This is a genomic window from Xanthomonas sp. NCPPB 901 (assembly GCF_056725085.1).
Genome location: NZ_CM161511.1, coordinates 3,209,568 through 3,228,036, shown reverse-complemented (window position 1 = coordinate 3,228,036; position 18,469 = coordinate 3,209,568). Strand labels below are relative to the sequence as shown.

The following is an 18,469-nucleotide window of genomic DNA, read 5'->3' as shown; positions in this document are numbered from 1 at the left end:
TCCGCCACACGCGCTGGCGATGGGGCGCCCGCCTGGGGAAGGGCGGCGCTCCGACGAACGCCAGGCTGCCGCTCAGGAGATTTCCGATGCCGTCTTTGCTCGAACGCGTTGCGCCGCTGCTCCCGTGTTCCTGGCGCGCCGCGCCGCAGCCCGGTCCGCTGGCCGCGGCGATCTGCACCGCCCTGGCCCTGCTCGCACCGGCCGCGCCGGCGCAGGAGGCGTCGACCCAGGACACGCAGGCGACCACGTTGGAACGGATCAGCGTCACCGGCAGCCATCTGCGCCGGGTCGATGCCGAGACCGCCAGCCCGGTCATCACCATCGACCGCCAGCGCATCGAGGACAGCGGCCAGGACACGCTCGGCCAGTTGCTGCAGCAACTGCCGGCGATGGCCGGCAACATGCCCAACGTCGCGCTCAACTCCGGCTTCAGCCATGGCCGTGCGCTGGTCTCGCTGCGCAACCTGGGACCCGAGCGCACCCTGGTGCTGGTCAACGGCCACCGCATGGCCGGCCCGGCCAGCAGCGTCGCCGCCGCGCCCGGCGTGGACGTCAACGCGATTCCGGCGGCGATGGTCGAGCGCATCGAGGTGCTCACCGACGGCGCCTCGTCGGTGTACGGCTCCGACGCCATCGCCGGCGTCGTCAACATCATCCTCAAGGACAAGTACGACGGCTTCGCCGCCACCGCCGACTACGGCCTGAGCACGCACGGCGACGGCAACCGGCGCTCGCTCGGCCTGGAGTGGGGCAAAACCTGGGACCGCGGCGGGCTGATCCTGGGGGTGAGCCGCAGTTCGATGAACGCGCTGTACGACAGCGACCGCGACTACGCGCGCACCGCGCAGAACTACCTCAACGGCCAGGTGGTCGAACGCCGCGGCAACGGCACCCGCGCCTTTCTCCGCAACGGCAGCGTGCTCACCCCCAACGCCGACCTGCCGCCGGGCCAGGTCACCGCCAGCGACTTCCACACCTACAGCCAGGCGGTCGAAGGCTACAACGCGTACACCGGGCAGTACCTGATCACCCCGGTGCAGCGCACCAACGCCTCAGCGCACGCCAGCTTCGACTTCACCCCGAACGTGCAGGGCTACCTGGACATGTTCTGGACCCGCAGCCAGACCACCTCGCAGCTCACCGCCTACGGCCTGGAACTGCCCAACGCCGCGCAGAACTACTACAACCCCTTCGGCAGCCAGCTCAGCCGCTACCTGCTGCGCTCGGTGCCGGCCAACACCCGCGTCTACACCTCGACGATGTACCAGACCAACATCGTCGCCGGGCTGCGCGGCAAGGTCGGCGACAGCAGCTGGCAGTGGGACGCGGCGGCCGGCTACGCGCACTACAAGGACACCCTGGTGCGCAACGGCTTCTCCATCACCTCGGCGCTGAACAACGCGGTGGGCGCCTCGTTCCGCGACAGCGACGGCACCCTCAAGTGCGGCACACCGGGCAACGTGATCGCCGGCTGCACCCCGATCAACGTGTTCAACCCCGACGATCCGGCCACCATCGCCGGCATCAAGGCCACCCAGAGCGCGGTCGACCTGATCGACGAGAGCACGATGAAATTCGCCGAGGCCAGCGTCAACGGCGACCTGTTCGCGATGCCGGCCGGCGCGGTGCAGGCCGCGTTCGGCCTGTCGTTCCGCAAGAACGGCTTCTCGCAGGGCACCAGCAACCCGGTGGCGGCGGCCGATGCGGAAGGCAACTGCGACTACAACGACGGCTGCATCATGAACCAGGGCCACGACGAGACCATCAAGGAGGCCTACGCCGAAGTGCTGGTGCCGCTGCTCAAGGGCGTGACCGGCGCGCAGGCGCTGAACCTCAACCTCGGCACGCGCTACTCGCGCTACGACTACTGGGGCAGCACCACCAACAGCAAGGTCGCGCTGGAGTGGCGGCCGATCGACAACCTGCTGATCCGCGCCACCGGCTCGCAGGTATTCCGCGCGCCGGCGCTGGGCGACCTGTACGGGTCGCCGTACAACGGCGTGGTCGACGACGTCGGCAGCTACACCGATCCGTGCAACGGCTACACCGGCGGCGGCAATCCTGCCGCCTGCGCCAACGTGCCGACCAACGGCAGCTTCGTCAACACCTCCACCTTCACCGTGCTCACCACCGGCTCGGCCAACGCCGGTTTCGCGATCAAGCCCGAGCAGGGCCGTTCCTACAACATCGGCGTGGTGTACGACCCGGGCTGGGCCGAGGGCCTGTCGCTGAACCTGGACAGCTGGCGCGTCACCCTGGACGACATGATCAACGGCGTCGGCCTGGATCAGGTGCTGCAGAACTGCTACGACGGGCAGAGCGCCTATTGCCCGCTGATCAAGCGCGGCCCCACCGGGCAACTGGTCAGCGTGACCGTACCGTTCGCGATCAACAGCGGCAAGGTCGACATCCGCGGCGACGACGTCGGCATCAAGTACGCCTTGCCCGAGACCGCCTGGGGCCGCTTCCGGGTCGGCGTCGATGCCACCTACCTGTCCAGCTACCGTTTCAGCGGCGACCCGCACAACTACGTGGGCGAACAATCCAGCTACGGCAACCTGCCGCGCTGGCGGGCCAACTTCACCGTCGACTGGGACAACGGCCCCTGGCATGCGAGCTGGAACACTCGCCTGATCGGACGGACCACAGTCGGCAGCGCCTACGAGGACTTCTGCGTCAACACCGCCGCCGACGGCAGTTGCGTGTACTTCCCGGTCGGCACGGTGACCTACCACGACGCCAGCGTCAGTCGGAAGTTCGAGCGCCTGCACAGCACCCTGGCGCTGGGCGTGAACAACCTCGGCGACCGCACGCCGCCGCGCTACTACGGCTACGCCAGTGCCGCCAACACCGATGCGTTCACCTACGACACGCTGGGGCGCTACTTCTGGGCACGGATCAGGACCGAGTTTTGAGTCGCACGCCTGCACCCGGTGGCGCCGCATCGCGCGTGCGGCGCGGCGCCACCGTCTTCCTTGGCGGCCTGCTGTTCGCTGTGGCGGCGTCGGCCACCGCCGGCGATCTGCCGGGCGGCGACGACGAAGGCCTGCAGCCCAGCAATGCCGCCCTCGGCATGCCGCGCTTCAAGGGCGATGCGCAGCCGCTGCCGGACAGCGGCGTGGCGTTCGCGCCGGGGCAGCGGCAGGGCCAGTTGCAGCGGGTGTTCGCCGCCGACCTGGCGGCAGGCGCCGGCAGTGCGCCCGGCCGCGATTTCTGGATCGACCGCATGCTGGCGCGGCAGGGCACCGGCGGCGGTTTCGGCGACAGCAACAACTGGCTGTTTACCCGCGGCCGCGCCGCCTATCTGTACACGCACACGCCGGATGAACCCGGCTTCGTCGGCGACGTGGCTTACGTGCACAAGACTGGCCACGACGCGCTGTTCCGCTTGCAGGTGGAACGCGACGGCGCGCCCGTGCCACTGGTCGAGGACAGCGCGCAGCGGCGGCAGACGCCGAGTTACTTCAGTAGCGTGTACAGCGACGCCGGCGTGCGCCTGCAACTGGTCAAGTTCATCAGCGAGCAGAACGTGGCGGTGGCCGAGGCCACGCTGTCCAGTACCGACGGCGTTGCGCACACGCTGACCCTGCGCGCGGTTTCGCCGATGGCCACGCATGCGCAAGGCGCCGAATTGACCGGTGCCTTCGTCACCCACAATGCCATCACCACAGTGTTCCCGCGCCTGTCCGGCGACGGCTTCGCGGTGCAAGGCGCGAGCATCGCGCGGCAGGTGGTCGTGCCGGCGCACGGGTCCGCGCCAACGCTGAAGGTGCAACTGGGGCTGGTCGCGCACGAACTGCCGGCCTCGCTGCAGGAATACCGGCGCATCGCCGCGCAATCGCCGCAGCAGGCCTATCGCGAGCACGTTGTCGCCTACAACCGTTGGTGGGCCGACAACCTGCCGTACCTGGATACGCCCGAGGACAATCTCGACAAGACCCTGTTCTACCGCTGGTGGTTGCTGCGCTTCAATTTCCTCGATGCCGCGGTGCCCGGCAACGACTACCAGTTCCCGGTGGCGATCGAAGGCGTGCTCGGCTACGACAATGCCATCGTGCTGACCACCGGCATGTTCATCGACGACCTCAAGTACCTGCGCGATCCGCTCTACGCGTACGGCTCCTGGCTCGGCGCCGGCGAGACCGCCGGCGGCGGCAAGTATGTGGACAACCCCGGCGCACCGGAGAACTGGTCCAACTCCTACGCCCAGTACCTCAGTGCGGCCGCCTGGCGCGCCTATCAGGTGCATGGCGGGCCGCCGGCGATCGCAGGGCAACTGGCGCGTTACGCCAGCGAAGACGTGGAGGCGTTGCTGCGCGCCTACGACCGCAACGGCAACGGCCTGATCGAATACGACTGGGCGGCGATGACCGGCAACGACGCCGATGCGGTGTCCTTCGACTGGGCCAAGCGGCATGGCGCGCCGCGCATGGACCGCAGCGAGAGCGCGTACGTGTACGCCAATGCGCTGGCCGCCGCACAGGCTGCGCATGTGGCTGGCGATGCTGCCACCGCAGTACGCATGCAGGCGCTGGCGGCGAAGATCCGTCGCGCCGTGCTCGAGGTGCTGTGGCAGGACCACAGCGCGCAGGCCGACGGCATGGGCCTGCACGGCGACCTGCTCAAGCAGCGCCAGGCCGACGGGCCGCGGCTGCCGGTGGACTGGAAGGAAACCAACAATTATTACCCCTTCAGCGTCGGCCTGATGCCCAAGCATGGCGATCCCGACGACGATCCCAAGTACGTGCGCGCGCTGCGCCTGTTCGCCGACGCCCGGCAGTTCCCGCTGTTTCCGTTCTACACCGCCAACCAGGCCGATGCGCAGGCGCGCGGGGAGGGCGGCAGCAACAATTTCTCGGTGATCAATTCCACTGTGGCGTTCCGCCTGCTCGGCAGCGTGCTGCGTGATTACCCGAGTCCGTACCTGGACGCGTCCAGTTATCGCAAACTGCTGTACTGGAACGCGTGGGCGCACTACATCGACGGCGACAACCGCTACCCGGACCAGAACGAATTCTGGGCGCAGGGCAGCGCCGCCGACGGCGGCCGCATCGGCTACCGCTCGTGGATCCACCATACCCAGCTCGGCGCCACCAACTTCACCGTGATCGAGGATGCGATGGGCTTGCGCCCGCGCAGCGACGCCAAAATCGAGCTGTATCCGATCGACATCGGCTGGGACCATTTCGCCGCCGACCGCCTGCGCTACCGCGACCGCGACCTGAGCATCGTCTGGGACCGCGACGGCCGCCATTACCGCGGGGCCGCGCCGAAAGGCTATTCGCTGTACCTGGACGGGCGCCTGGCCTTCACCGTCGACCGCCTGGCGCACGTGCTGTACGACCCGGCCAGCGGCCGCGTGCAGGCGTTGCCGGACGCGATCAACGCCGGCACGGCGCCGCTGCGGGTGCTAGCCGCGCATCCGCTGGCGCTGCAGGCGCCGCAGCAGGTGCGCTTTCCCGGCGCGGCGCGGATCGGCGCGGTGCTGGCCGATGCCGGACTCGACACCGCGCTGCCGCATGGTGCGCGCAACCTGGCGCAGGGCGCGGCGGTCAGCGCCAGCTATACCGCCGACGGATTTCCGGCCACGGCCGCGGTCGACGGCAGCACCGCCAATGAGCCGTTCTGGGGCACGGCCGGTTCGGGCAACACCCGCGACTGGCTGGAACTGGATCTGGGCCGGCCGCAGAGCCTGGACGACGTGCGCGTGTACTTCTATCGCAGTTCCTCGCCGCCGGGCGAACAGCACGGCTTCCCGTCGGGCACGCGTGCCGGCTACGCGCCGCCGTGGATGTACGTGCTGCAGTATTTCGATGCCGGCGCATGGAAGACCGTGCCCGGGCAGGTGCGCGATGCGCCGATCGCGCAGGGCAACCGCAACCGCATCCGCTTCCCGCCGCTGCGCGCGCAGCGTTGGCGCCTGCAGGTGACCCATGCCGGCGCGCTGCGTACCGGCATCAAGGAGATCCAGGCCTATGCCAGCGGCGCCGCGATACCGGTGGCGCACGGCAACCAGGCGCCGCGGGTCGAGGCCTGGCAGCAGGACGGCGGCGCTGCCGGCGGCGTGATGCGCCTGGTCGGCCGGGTCGGCGACGATGCGTTGCCGAACGGCACGCTGGCGCTGCATTGGCGCACGCTGCAGGCGCCGCCTGGCGGCGTGGCGCTGTTCGAGCAGCCGCAGGCAGCGGCGACCGAGGTGCGCTTCACCGCGCCTGGCGCCTACACCCTGCAATTGCAGGCCGACGATGGCGCGCTGCAGGGCCAGGCCGCGGTCGCGGTGATCGCCGCAGCGACGCCGGCCGGGCAGGCGCTGCAGGTGCAGGGCGAGGCCACGCCGAGTGCGCAGTTCACCGCCGGCCACCACCGGCTGCAGGCGCTCAACGATGGGCTGCTGCCGGCGCCGGACCAGGTGCCGGCCGCCGACCGCCGCTGGGGCAGTTGGGGACGTGCGCAGCCCGCCTCGGTGTGGGTGCAGTACCGGTGGCCGCAACCGCAGCGGTTGAACGCGGCGGCGCTGTACTTCTGGGACGACCAGCCACAGGGCGGGGTGGCGCTGCCGCGCGCGTGGACGCTGCAGTACCTCGACGGCACGCAGTGGCGCGACATCGCGGTACGCGGCGGCTATCCGGTGCAGGGCGATGGCGCGCCCAGCCGGGTGACGTTCGCGCCGGTGGTCACCACGGCCTTGCGCGCGGTGTTGCAGACCGCGGCGCAGGGCGAGGGCCGTTACGCGGTCGGCCTGGACGAATGGCAGGTGTTCGCCGAGCGTGCGGTAGCCACCGAAGCGGTGGACGTACGCATCGCGCCCGGGCAAGTGCCGGCGCTGCCGACGCACATCGCCGGCTACTTCGCCGACGGCAGCTGGGGCTGGCTGGGCGTGCGCTGGTCGCCACCGGATCCGGCGACGCTGGCCGGCGAGGGCCGCGTGCAGGTGCAGGGCCTGGCCGACGGCGGCGTGCCGGTGACGGCCAGCGTCTGGGTCCGCGCGACCGCACCTGGCCAGCTCACCACGGTGCAGCCGCCGCCGCCGTTGCACGTGCCTGTAGGGCAGGCGCCGACGCTGCCGGAACTGGTTGCCGTGCAGTACAACGACGGCTCGCGCGAGCGCGCGCCGGTGCGCTGGCCGCCGCTGGCGCCGGCCGCCTATGCGACGGCCGGACGCCTGAGCGTGGTCGGGCAGGCGCAGGGGCGCGAGGGCAGCGGCGAACTGCCGGTGCGGCTGGAGCTGGTGATCGAGGCGGAGGTGCCATGAGCCGCCCTCTCATGCGCAGCATGGTCGCCTGCCTGTTGCTGGCGTGCGCCGCCTGCATCGGCCTGGCCGCGGCCGCGGCGCCGGCAGTGCCGTGGTCGCGTCAGGTGCAGGCGCCAGGCAATCCGATCCTGGCCGACGGCCGCGACTATGCGGCCGACCCGGCGCCGCTGGTCGCCAACGGCAAGCTCTACATCATCGCCGGTCGCGACGAAGCGTCGCCGGAGGTCAACGACTTCGTCATGGACCGCTGGCAACTGCTGGTCACCGACGACGTCGGCAGTGGCCGCTGGACCTACTATCCGGCGCTGCTGCGCCCGCAGCAGGTGTTCGCCTGGGCCGCGCCCGGGCATGCCTATGGCGCGCAGATCGTGCAGGGCCCGGACCGGCGCTACTACCTGTATGCGCCGGTGCAGGAAGCGCACTCGCGCAACGCCGATCCGTTCGCGATCGGCGTGGCGGTGGCCGACAGCCCGCTGGGGCCATGGCGCGACGCGCATCCGCAGGGGCCGATCCTGTCGCAATCGCGGCCGGCACCCAACGCCATCCAGAACATCGACCCGACCGTGCTGGTCGACGACGACGGCCGCGTGTACCTGTACTGGGGCACCTTCGGCAAGCTGTTCGGCATCGAACTGGAACGCGACATGGTCACGCCGAAGGGGCAGACGGTGGCGGTGACCACGCTGGACGGCTACTTCGAGGCGCCCTGGCTGTTCAAGCGCAACGGCACCTACTACATGGCCTATGCCGGCAACCGTGCCGGGCCCGCCTCCGACTGCACGCCGACGCTCTACCACGCCTGCATCGCCTACGGCAGCGCGCCGTCGCCGCTGGGGCCGTGGACCTACCGCGGGGTGATCCTGCCGCCGGTGTCCTCGACGACTTCGCATTCGGGCATCGTGCAATTCAAGGGCCAGTGGTATCTGCTCTACCACACCGCCGACGCCAAGGGCGGCGGGCATTTCCGCCGCAGCGTGGCGATCGACCGATTGCAGTGGGACGACAGCCGGCAACCGGCGCGGATCGTGCCGGTGGTGGCCACGCGCCGGCCGCAACCGCCGCTGCCGGCGCAACGCAACCTCGCCCGCTACGCGCAGGCCAGCGCGTCCAACGGGCCGGACATCCCGCACCAGTACTGGATCGCCGCGCTCAACGACGGCCGGGTCAAGCGCAATCCCTTGCCGCCGCAGCTGTGGGGCAGTTGGACGCCGCATAACCCGCCGCAGCAGTGGCTGCAGTACAGCTGGGCGCAACCGGTGACGCTGCAGCGCAGCCGCATCCTGTTCTGGGCCGACCATCCGCCGGGCGCGGACAGCGGCGTGGCGCCGCCAGCGCGCTGGCGGCTGGAATACCGTCGCGATGGGCGCTGGTGGCCGCTGGCGCAGAGCGGGCGCAAGCCGGCGGCCGGCCGTTGGCAGACGTTGCGCTTCGCGCCAGTGACCACGCGCTGTGCGCGCGCAGTGCTCGATGCTGCCGGCGGCGATGGCCGTTACGCCGCGTTGGCGGTGCAGGAGTGGGAGATGCTGGCGCCGCACGCGCAGCGCCTGCCGCAGGCCAGCGCCGCCGATGCGCAGCGCTGCGATGCGCGTTGATGGACGCGGGCTTGTGACGAGGGTTCGGGTTTCCCAACATCGTGAGAGGAGGTGCTGATCGCATCAAGATCGCTGCAAGGTAAATTCGCTGCTGCCGCGCTGGATTCGGTCCGCGAATCCAATTTCTAACTTCACCGGACAAGAGGAATTTAGAATCGTGGAAACGACCGCTGCTGGATTTTTCCGCCTGGCCTCCGTGGTATGTCTTGCGTTCGTCCTGGCCCTGGCGTCGCCGCGTGTGCAGGCGGCGGCCGCCTGTACTGCCGGCCAATGGACCGCCAATCCCGACGACACGGACATGCCGGCCGTCCGCTACGAAACCGAACACTTCGCCTTCCGCTGGAAGGACGGATTGGATGTTTCGCAGGACCGTGTCGCCTCGGCAGGCAAGGAACTGGAACAGATATGGAACACGTACCTCGGCCGCATCGGCTTTCCTGAGCCTTACTGCAGTTCGCAGAAAAAGTACAAGGTCAGCGTCTTTCTGGATGACAGCTTCGGCCTGAACGGTGGCGTCGCCGACAGTGGCGGCATGGGCATGTGGATCAATCCGAATCAATTGGAGTACCACTGGGGCCTGGCGCACGAATTGACCCATGCGTTGCAGGGGAGTACGGACGGGTTGCGTGACTCGCCGTACGTCGGCTGGATCTGGGAATCGCACGCCGAATGGATGGCGCACCAGTATCTGCACGACAATCTGGGCTGTTCGGAAATGCTGGTGAACTACCCGCATCTCTACCTTGGCTCGACCCGCGACCGCTACTGCAACTGGCAGTTCATGGAGTACCTCAAGGATCGCTTCGGTTACGCGATCATCAACGATCTGTGGGCCAAGGCGCCCAAGCCCGGCGATTCCCGCCAGGCCGATGCCGACCCGTTCTCGATCATCCGCGACAACATGGGCTGGAGCCAGTCGCAGCTCAACGATGTGCTGGGCCAATGGGCCATGCACAACGTGACCTGGGACTACACCGACCCGGATGGGCGCGATCATGGTGCCTTGATGCGCCAGGGCTATGGCAGCAATACCGCTTTTGATCCGGAGCGCCCGTCCGACGCGGACAATGGCGACCGCGCACTGCGCCTGACCCGCTTGGACCCGGTCCAGGGGCAGGCGGGCAGCTACCAGGTGCCATTCGACTGGGCGCCGCAACGGTGGGGGTACAACCTGGTCCGGCTGGTGCCCGCGCAAGGCGCCGATACGGTCGTGGTGCGATTCCACGGCAATGTGCAGCAGACCTCGGCGGTGGACACGTTGCCTGGGCTGGCGAACGATCCGGAGACCATCGGTACTCCGGACTCGGATTGGCGCTGGGGACTGGTCGCGGTCGATGCGAACGGCAAGCCTCGCTACAGCGCCTTGCAGCAGGGCGCAGAGGCGTCGCTCTCGTTCCAGGTCAGCGACAGCGACACCGGTCTGTACCTGGTGGTCATGGGGACGCCGAGCAAGATGCAGAAGATCAAGTGGGATCAGTCCTACTATTCGATCTACCGCTATCCATGGCGCATCACGCTCGAAAATGCCTATCCGTCCGGGTTGCAGCCGGATGCGCCGACCCCGACCCGCGTCGGCAGCCGTCACCCCAATGGCGGTGGCTGGGTCGCCCAGAACGCCTATGTCGCGTCCACGGCCTATGTCGGTCCGAACGCGCAAGTGCTGGCGGGGAAGGTGCTCGGCGATGCTCGGATCGAGGACCACGCGACGATCCTGGGAGGAGAAGTGCGCGATGACGCCGTGGTCGGCGGGTTGAGCCTGCTGCAGGACGGCGTGACGATCGCCGATCGTGCTCAGTTGCACACGGTGTTCAAGGCCTCGGGAGCGTTCGGCGGGTTCTCCCTGTCCAGTTCCGCGCAGTTGCGTGGCGATGTCGAGCAGCGTGGCGCTTCGGCCAGCAAGGGCGTGTTTTACGGCTACGTGGATGCGGAGACGGTAACCAATCCCGACTATGGCGCCGACCTGACCGACGCGGTGCCGGAGGTCACGGCAACGCCGCGTTGATCGACTGAGGACTGCAATGCCGGCGGTGTCGCGGTTGCGGCACCGCCGCAGTTTCCCGATGCTGGCGTGACGCAACCTGTCGCGTAGGGATGCTGACCTGTGGAAGGGCGCGGCGTGCTGGCACGTTCGTTTGCAATGGGCGCATGGGCTGGTCGCCTGCTGCGCGCTGTGTCGCGACGTCCCATCGCCGGTGGCGGGTCGGCGCGGCGATTCGGCAAAAATCCGCATCTGCACGCAGCAGGGGGGACAAGACGCGTTGTCACCCGGATGACACAGTGACAACGGATCCGCCGGTCAGGTGCCCTGCAGCGTCGGTGTCCCGCCACCCCATACAGGAGCAGCTCATGCCTCGATGCGTTTCTTTCCCGCAGGCCGCGTCGCACGCGGGAGGCCGGCGATGAGCGGGCAGGGCACGCATCGGCACGGCGCTGCGTGTGCGCATGCCGTCGACGGCGCGGCCGGCGTTGCGCTGGATCCGTCGCGGCGTCGCTTCCTGCAATGGAGCGCGCTGGCGGTGGCGGCCGGGATGCTGCGGTTTCCGCTGGACGCCGCCGCGTCCACGCCCGGGCGGGTGCAGGCGCTGCCGTTGCAGCAGGTCACGCTGAAGCCGTCGCTGTTCCTGGATTCGCTGCAGACCAACCGCCGCTATCTGCTGGAACTGGAGCCGGACCGCCTGCTGCACAACTTCCTGCAGTACGCCGGCCTGCCGCCGAAGGGCGCGGTATATGGTGGCTGGGAGGGCGACACCATCGCCGGCCACACGCTGGGCCATTACCTCAGCGCACTGGCGAAGATGCACGCGCAGACCCGCGACCCCGTGCTGCGCGAGCGCATCGACTACATCGTCGCCGAACTGGCGCGCGCGCAGGCGCAGGATCCGGACGGCTACGTCGGCGGCTTCACCCGCAAGAACGACAAGGGCGAGATCGAGGGCGGCAAGGCGGTGCTGGAGGACGTGCGCCGCGGCATCATCAAGGGCAGCAAGTTCAACCTCAATGGCAGTTGGTCGCCGCTGTACACCCAGCACAAGCTGTTCGCCGGCCTGCTCGACGCGCATGCGTTGGCCGGCAGCACCCAGGCGCTGGCGGTGCTGTTGCCGCTGGCCACGTACACCGCCGGCGTGTTCGACGCGCTCGACCACGCGCAGATGCAGACCCTGCTCGACACCGAGTTCGGCGGTCTCAACGAGTCCTACATCGAGCTGGGCGCGCGCACCGGCGATGCGCGCTGGATCGCCATCGGCAAGCGCCTGCGCCACGAGAAAGTAATCGACCCGGCCGCGGCCGGGCGCGATGCCTTGCCGCACATCCACGCCAACACCCAGGTGCCCAAGTTCATCGGCGAGGCCCGCCAGTTCGAGGTCGCCGGCGATGCCGACGCGGCCGCGGCGGCGCGCTTCTTCTGGGAGACGGTGACCGCGCACTACAGCTACGTGATCGGCGGCAATGCCGACCGCGAGTACTTTCAGGAGCCGGACACCATCGCCGCGTTTCTGACCGAGCAGACCTGCGAGCATTGCAACAGCTACAACATGCTCAAGCTGACCCGACACCTGTACCAGTGGACGCCGCAGGCGCGCTACTTCGATTACTACGAGCGGACCCTGCACAACCACACCATGGCCGCGCAGCATCCGGCCACCGGCATGTTCACCTACATGACGCCGATGATCAGCGGCGGCGAACGCGGCTTCTCCGACAAGTTCGATTCGTTCTGGTGCTGCGTCGGCAGCGGCATGGAAGCGCATGCGCAGTTCGGCGATGCGATCTACTGGCAGGACGCCACGTCGCTGTACGTGAATCTCTATATCCCTTCGCGCCTGGACTGGCCCGAGCGCGACCTGGCGCTGGAACTGGACAGCGGCGTGCCCGACAACGGCAAGGTGCGCCTGCAGGTGCTGCGTGCCGGCGCGCGTACGCCGCGCCGGCTGCTGTTGCGGGTGCCGGCCTGGAGCCAGGGGCGCTACACGTTACGCGTGAACGGCAAATCCGCACGTGCGGCGCTGGCCGACGGCTACCTGGCGCTGGAACGCGACTGGCGCGATGGCGACGTGGTCGACCTGGAGCTGGCCACGCCGCTGCGGCTGGAGCATGCCGCCGGCGATGCGGACACGGTGGTGGTGATGCGCGGGCCGCTGGCGCTGGCCGCCGACCTGGGGCCGGTGAGTACGCCCTACGACGCGCCCGACCCGGCGCTGGTGGCCGCCGCCGATCCGCTGCGTGGCTTTGCCGAGCTGCCGCAGCCGGGCCATTTCCTGGCCAGCACCACGCAGCCGCCGGGCCTGACCTTCGTGCCGTTCTACGCCCAGTACGAACGCCGCAGTGCGCTGTACTTCAAGCGCCTGGGCCCTGCCCAATGGGAACAGGAAGCGCAGCGGCGGGCGCGCCGTCAGGCCGAGCAGGACAGCTTGCGCGCCAAGGCGGTGGACATGATCCAGTTCGGCGACGACGCATCCGAGCAGGCCCACCAGTTGCGTAGCGACACCTCCTTCGGCGGCGCCTACCGCCGCCAGCAGTGCCGCGACGTGCGCGGCAAGGGCTTCGTCGAGTTCCGCATGCGCGGCAGCGCGCAGCCGCTGGCCTTGCGCCTGCGCTTCTGGGGCAGCGACAAGGGGCGCTTCAACATCCTGGTCAACGGGCAATTGGCGGTGGAGGTGGCGGTGGAACGCGGCCAGGTGATCGATTTCGTCGACCGCGACTATCCGCTGCCGCCGGCGCTGACCCGCGATGCGCAGACGCTGACCTTGCGCATCGAACCGCAGCACGGCGACACCGCCGGCCCGCTGTTCGGCGGCTGGCTGATCCCGGCGTGACGCGGCGTGCGCGCACCGTCGGCATCGCCGCGCGCGGCCGATGGCAGCGTGTGCTTGTCGTGGTCGTGTCTGCGCGACACGGCGCCATGCCGCGGCATGGTTGCCGCGTGCCGGCGCCGAGCCGCGCACGACCATGCATGATTCCGCACGCGAAACCGCGAATCGCGACAAGACGTGGTCGCGTATCCACGTCACAGTGTGACCGTGTGATGAAAATCTGATCGCATCGTCGTACCGGCCGTGGCGCCGGCGCGCGCCACCGGAGCGCCGCCGTCGTCATCGGACGTCATCGCAGTAGCGGGGGAGCCGCGCACCAGCCGTGCGCGCAGGACATCGGCTTCCCCGCGGTGCGCCAGGCCGTCATGGTCCGGCGCAGGCACGCCACCGCAGGCGCCGCGCAGGCGCCACCGTCAGCAGGTCCGTCCGTCGGCATGGCGCCGGCACGGCGTCGTTCGGCCTGCGTTTGTCCACTGTCCCGTCTTCCCACCCTCCAGGAGTCCGCTCATGTCGTCTTCGCCGTCACGCCCTCGTTTCCGCCATGCCGCGACGCCGCTGGCGCTGGCGGTCGCCACCGCCTTGGCGCTGGGCAGCGCGGGAGCGGCACAGGCGCAGGAGGCCAGTGCCGACAGCGCCACCCAGACCCTGGACAGCGTCGTGGTCACCGGTTCGCGCCTGCGCCGCGTCGACACCGAGACCGCCAACCCGGTCGTGACCATCAGCCGCGCGCAGATCGAGGCCACCGGCAAGGCCACGCTCGGCGATCTGGTGCAGGAGTTGCCATCGATCGCCGGCAACGCCACCAACCCCAACACCAACAACGGCGGCGGCACCGGCGCCTCGGTGATCTCGCTGCGCGGCCTCGGCGAGAAGCGCACCCTGGTCCTGGTCAACGGCACGCGCCTGGCCAGCAACGATGTCAACGCGATCCCGGCGACCATGATCGAGCGGGTGGAGGTGCTCAGCGACGGCGCCTCGGCGGTGTACGGTTCGGACGCCATCGGCGGCGTGGTCAACTTCATCCTGCGCAAGGGCTTCGACGGCATCGAGGCCAGCGCCGATTTCGGCACCAGCTCGCGCAGCGACGGCAACCGCCGCAATTTCTCGCTGACCGCCGGCAAGACCGGCGAGCGCGGCAGCATCGTCGCCGGCCTGTCCTACCACGACATCGATCCGGTCTCGGCCGGCGCGCGGGCCTACTCCAAGGATGCGCTGTCGCTGATCGACGGCGTCGGGGTGAAGCAGGGCTCCTCGGCCACGCCGACCGGCAGCATCAGTTTCAACGACGGCTCGGCCGCGGCCAAGGCGCTGGCGGCGAGCAACGGCTGTTCGCGGGTCACCTTCAATGGCGGCAGCAGCAGCCCGACCAACGCCAGCCAGTACCACTGCTACGTCGCCTCGACCGATTCCTACAACTACCAGCCGTACAACCTGCTGCAGACCCCGCAGGAGCGCACCAACGCCTTCGTGCTCGGCAGCTATCGTTTCAACGATCACCTGGAAGGCTACGTCAACAGCTACTTCAGCAAGACCACCTCGTCCTCGATCATCGCGCCGATCCCGATCTTCGCCAACGGCGACAACTTCCTGGTCTCCTCGGCCAGCCACTACAACCCGTTCGGCGTCAACTTCGGTACCGATCGCAGCACCGGCACCTCGTACAACAACTTCAATACGCGCGCGACCGTGCTGGGCAATCGGCAATACCAGTACAACACCTACAATTTCCAGATCAATCCCGGCCTGCGCGGCAGCTTCGGCGACAGTTCCTGGCAGTGGGATGCCAGCCTCAACTACGGCAAGGTCAAGCAGAAGTCGATCAACCAGGGCTTCCTCGACTATGCCGGCTTCAATGCCGCGGTGGGGCCGTCGTTCCTCGCCGCCGACGGCACGGTCAAGTGCGGCAGCGCCGGCGCGGTGATCGCCGGCTGCACCCCGATCGACGTGTTCAACCTCAACGCCGCCAGCAACAAGGCCGCGCTGGAAGCGTTGGTGGTCAATCCGATCGTCACCAACGTCTACACGGTCAAGCAGTTCGAGGCCAATGCCAACGGCGAGCTGTTCGCGCTGCCGGCCGGCACGGTGAGCCTGGCCGCCGGCGTGTCCTATCGCAAGGAAAGCACCAGCACCGCCGCCGATCCGCTGTGGACCGGCGACGAGAACGGCATGTGCGGGGTGCTCGAGTTCTGCGCCTCCGTGCTCGGTGGCAGCTTCAGCGTCAAGGAAGCCTATGCCGAAGCGCTGTTCCCGCTGCTGGCCGGCCTGCCAGGCGTGCATTCGCTCAACCTGACCGTCGGCAGCCGCTTCTCCGACTACGACACCGTCGGCAGCAAGACCAACAGCAAGGTTTCGCTGGAGTACCGCCCGATCGAGAACCTGCTGCTGCGCGGCACCGCCTCGCAGGTGTTCCGCGCGCCCAACATCAGCGAGCTGTATGCCGGCGTGGCCGGCGACTCGCCGTCGGTCACCGACCCGTGCAACGGCTATACCGGCGGCCATGCCGCGGCCTGCACCAACGTGCCCACCGACGGCAGCTACCAGCAGGCCGACAACCAGGTCGGCGCCAAGGCCTCCGGCGCGGCGGTGGCCGGCTACCAGCTCAAGCCGGAGACCGGCATGTCCTACGACTTCGGCGTGGTCTACGACCCGGGTTGGGTCGAGGGCCTGTCGATGAGCGCGGACCTGTGGAGGATCAACCTCAAGGACACCATCACCCAGGTCTCGGCGCAGACCGTGCTCAACCAGTGCTACGCCAACGACGCCAGCGCGTTCTGCGCGCTGATCCACCGCAACGACAACGGCACCATCAATTACATCGCCGAGCCCACCGTGAACCTGGGCAAGCTGTGGGCCAGCGGCGCCGACTTCAGCCTCACCTACCGGCTGCCGGACACCGCCTGGGGTAGCTTCAGCGCCGGCCTCAACGGCACCTATGTGATCCGCTACGACATCAACCCCGACACCACCGACCCCAGCACGGTCACCATCCACAATGCCGGCAAGTACACCTACGCCTACGGCAACTTCCCGCGCTGGCGCGCGCTGGGCACGCTGAACTGGAACCTGGGCGACTGGAGCGCGTCGTGGCGCGTCCGTTACATCGGCCGTACCGAGATCGGCAGCGCCGATACGCGGCAGAGCCTGTCGGCCGACGCCGACCAGCCCGCCGTGGTCCGCGACATCGGCGCCTACGTCTACCACAGCGTGCAGGTGGGCTATCAGGTCAAGCCGTGGAACACGCGCTTCGAAGTAGGCGTGGACAACCTGGCCGACCGGCAGCCGCCGCTGTACTACGCCAACAACGTCACCAACGCCAACACCGACGTGGCCACCTACGATCTGCTCGGCCGCTACTACTGGGCGCGGGCGACGGTGAAGTTCTGAGGCGGAGCCTGTTGGCGCGGTGAGCGGAGTGCCGGTGCCGTGGCGGGGGGAGCCCGCCGCGGGACGCCCGAGTGGCGCGATTGCGCGTCGGCGGTGATGGCCGGCACGGCGTGCGGATCGCGCGGGCGCCATGCCTGCGCGGTCTAACATCCGGCATGGCGCATTACTCGATCGCGTCGCGCAGCTTCAAGAAAGCGTCTAATGACGGAAGCCCACGCGTGTAGGAGCGGCTTCAGCCGCGACGGGCGTTACCGGCATGCCTAGTCGCGGCTGAAGCCGCTCCTACACGACAACCATGTATCCCGCCGAGCCGTGGCAAAGCGCGTTGTTGGAGATCCCCCTCAATCGAGCAGCGCCAGCAGATCCTGGTGCAGGGCCTGCGGAATCCGCACGCCTTCGCTGCGGCTGCGTGCCCGCGCCTGATAGCGGCGTTGCGACGGCAAGCGCGCCCCGGTGGCCTCGTAGGCGGCGAAGAAGGCTTCCGCGCGGGCCAGGTGCGTGGCCCGGTCGGCGCCGAGGAAGCGCCCCGGATCCAGCGCCAGGATCAGTTCGCCGTGGTAGGGCGCAGCGCCAGCGCCGGCGTCGTGCGCCAACGATTCGGCGCTGGTGAGATCGCCGATCAAGGGGCCGGCGATCAGCTCGATCATCGCCGACAGCGCCGAGCCCTTGTGCCCACCGAAGGTCAGCATCGCGCCGCCGTCGGCGACCGCGGCCGGATCGGTGGTTGGCGCGCCCGCCGCGTCCACGCCCCAGCCTTCGGGAATCGGCTGGCCGGCGCGGCGGCGCAGCTCGATCTCGCCGCGCGCCACCGCGCTGGTGGCGAAATCGAACACGAACGGCGGCGCATCCACGCGCGGCCAGCCGAACGCCAGCGGATTGGTGCCCAGCAGCGGCGTGCGGCCACCGGCCGGCGTGACCCAGGCATGGCTGGGATTGCAGATCAGCGCGACCAATCCTGCATCGGTGATGCGTTCGATTTCCGGCCACAGCGCGGAGAAATGCACGCAGTGGTTGATTGCCAGTGCTGCCAAGCCATTGGCATGGGTCTTCTCGATCAACAGCGGCAGCCCGCGCTCGAACGCCAGCAGCGAAAACCCGCCACACGCATCGACCCGGACGATGCCGGGCGCATGGTCGTGCACGACAGGCTCGGCATCGCCCACCACCTTGCCGTTGCGCAGCGTCGCCACGCAGCCGAGCGTCCGGTACAGCCCGTGTGAGGCGCAGCCGTCGCGCTCGCCGGCGACGATGGTGTGGGTGAGGGCGTGCACGTGCGCGGCGCCGAAGCCGGCGTGGGTCAGGATGCGCTCGACCAGGGCGGTGGCCTGGTCAAGGGACAGGGTGATGGTGTCGCTGGGAGCCATCGAAAAAAAGGGAAGTGGGGGAGTGCTGGATTCTCGCCTGCGCTGGGCTGAGTGAGAAGCCTCAGG

At 68.9% G+C, this 18,469-nt stretch carries 7 protein-coding genes; 6 read left to right on the top strand and 1 reads right to left on the bottom strand.

Annotation, left to right across the window (positions count from 1 at the left end):
• Positions 1-86: 86 nt before the first annotated feature.
• The 6 genes from AC1PME_RS13490 (at position 87) to AC1PME_RS13465 (ending at position 17,039) form a co-directional block, all read left to right on the top strand.
• Positions 87-2,915, top strand: coding sequence for a TonB-dependent receptor domain-containing protein (locus AC1PME_RS13490; RefSeq protein WP_307551298.1), 2,829 nt, complete (start codon positions 87-89; stop codon positions 2,913-2,915).
• A 158-nt stretch (positions 2,916-3,073) separates the two neighbouring features.
• Positions 3,074-7,252 (top strand): Ig-like domain-containing protein, encoded by a 4,179-nt coding sequence (locus tag AC1PME_RS13485; RefSeq protein ID WP_481098118.1) that lies wholly within the window; start codon positions 3,074-3,076, stop codon positions 7,250-7,252.
• Complete coding sequence (locus AC1PME_RS13480; RefSeq protein WP_481096134.1) at positions 7,249-8,844, top strand: family 43 glycosylhydrolase; 1,596 nt, start codon at positions 7,249-7,251, stop codon at positions 8,842-8,844. The genes AC1PME_RS13485 and AC1PME_RS13480 overlap by 4 nt, the downstream gene beginning before the upstream one ends.
• Before the next feature lie 157 nt (positions 8,845-9,001).
• Entirely contained in the window at positions 9,002-10,846 is a 1,845-nt protein-coding gene (locus AC1PME_RS13475; protein WP_481096133.1) for an Svx/AvrXca family virulence/avirulence protein, read from the top strand.
• Positions 10,847-11,243: 397 nt separating this feature from the next.
• Complete coding sequence (locus AC1PME_RS13470) at positions 11,244-13,658, top strand: beta-L-arabinofuranosidase domain-containing protein (protein WP_481096132.1); 2,415 nt, start codon at positions 11,244-11,246, stop codon at positions 13,656-13,658.
• 504 nt (positions 13,659-14,162) lie between these two features.
• Complete coding sequence (locus AC1PME_RS13465) at positions 14,163-17,039, top strand: TonB-dependent receptor (protein ID WP_481096131.1); 2,877 nt, start codon at positions 14,163-14,165, stop codon at positions 17,037-17,039.
• Positions 17,040-17,380: 341 nt separating this feature from the next.
• Here the strand turns inward: AC1PME_RS13465 and AC1PME_RS13460 are convergent, their stop codons facing one another.
• Positions 17,381-18,403 carry an Ldh family oxidoreductase gene (locus tag AC1PME_RS13460; protein WP_481096130.1) on the bottom strand — a complete coding sequence of 341 codons (1,023 nt, stop codon included), beginning with the start codon at positions 18,401-18,403 and terminating at the stop codon, positions 17,381-17,383.
• Positions 18,404-18,469 lie beyond the last annotated feature (66 nt).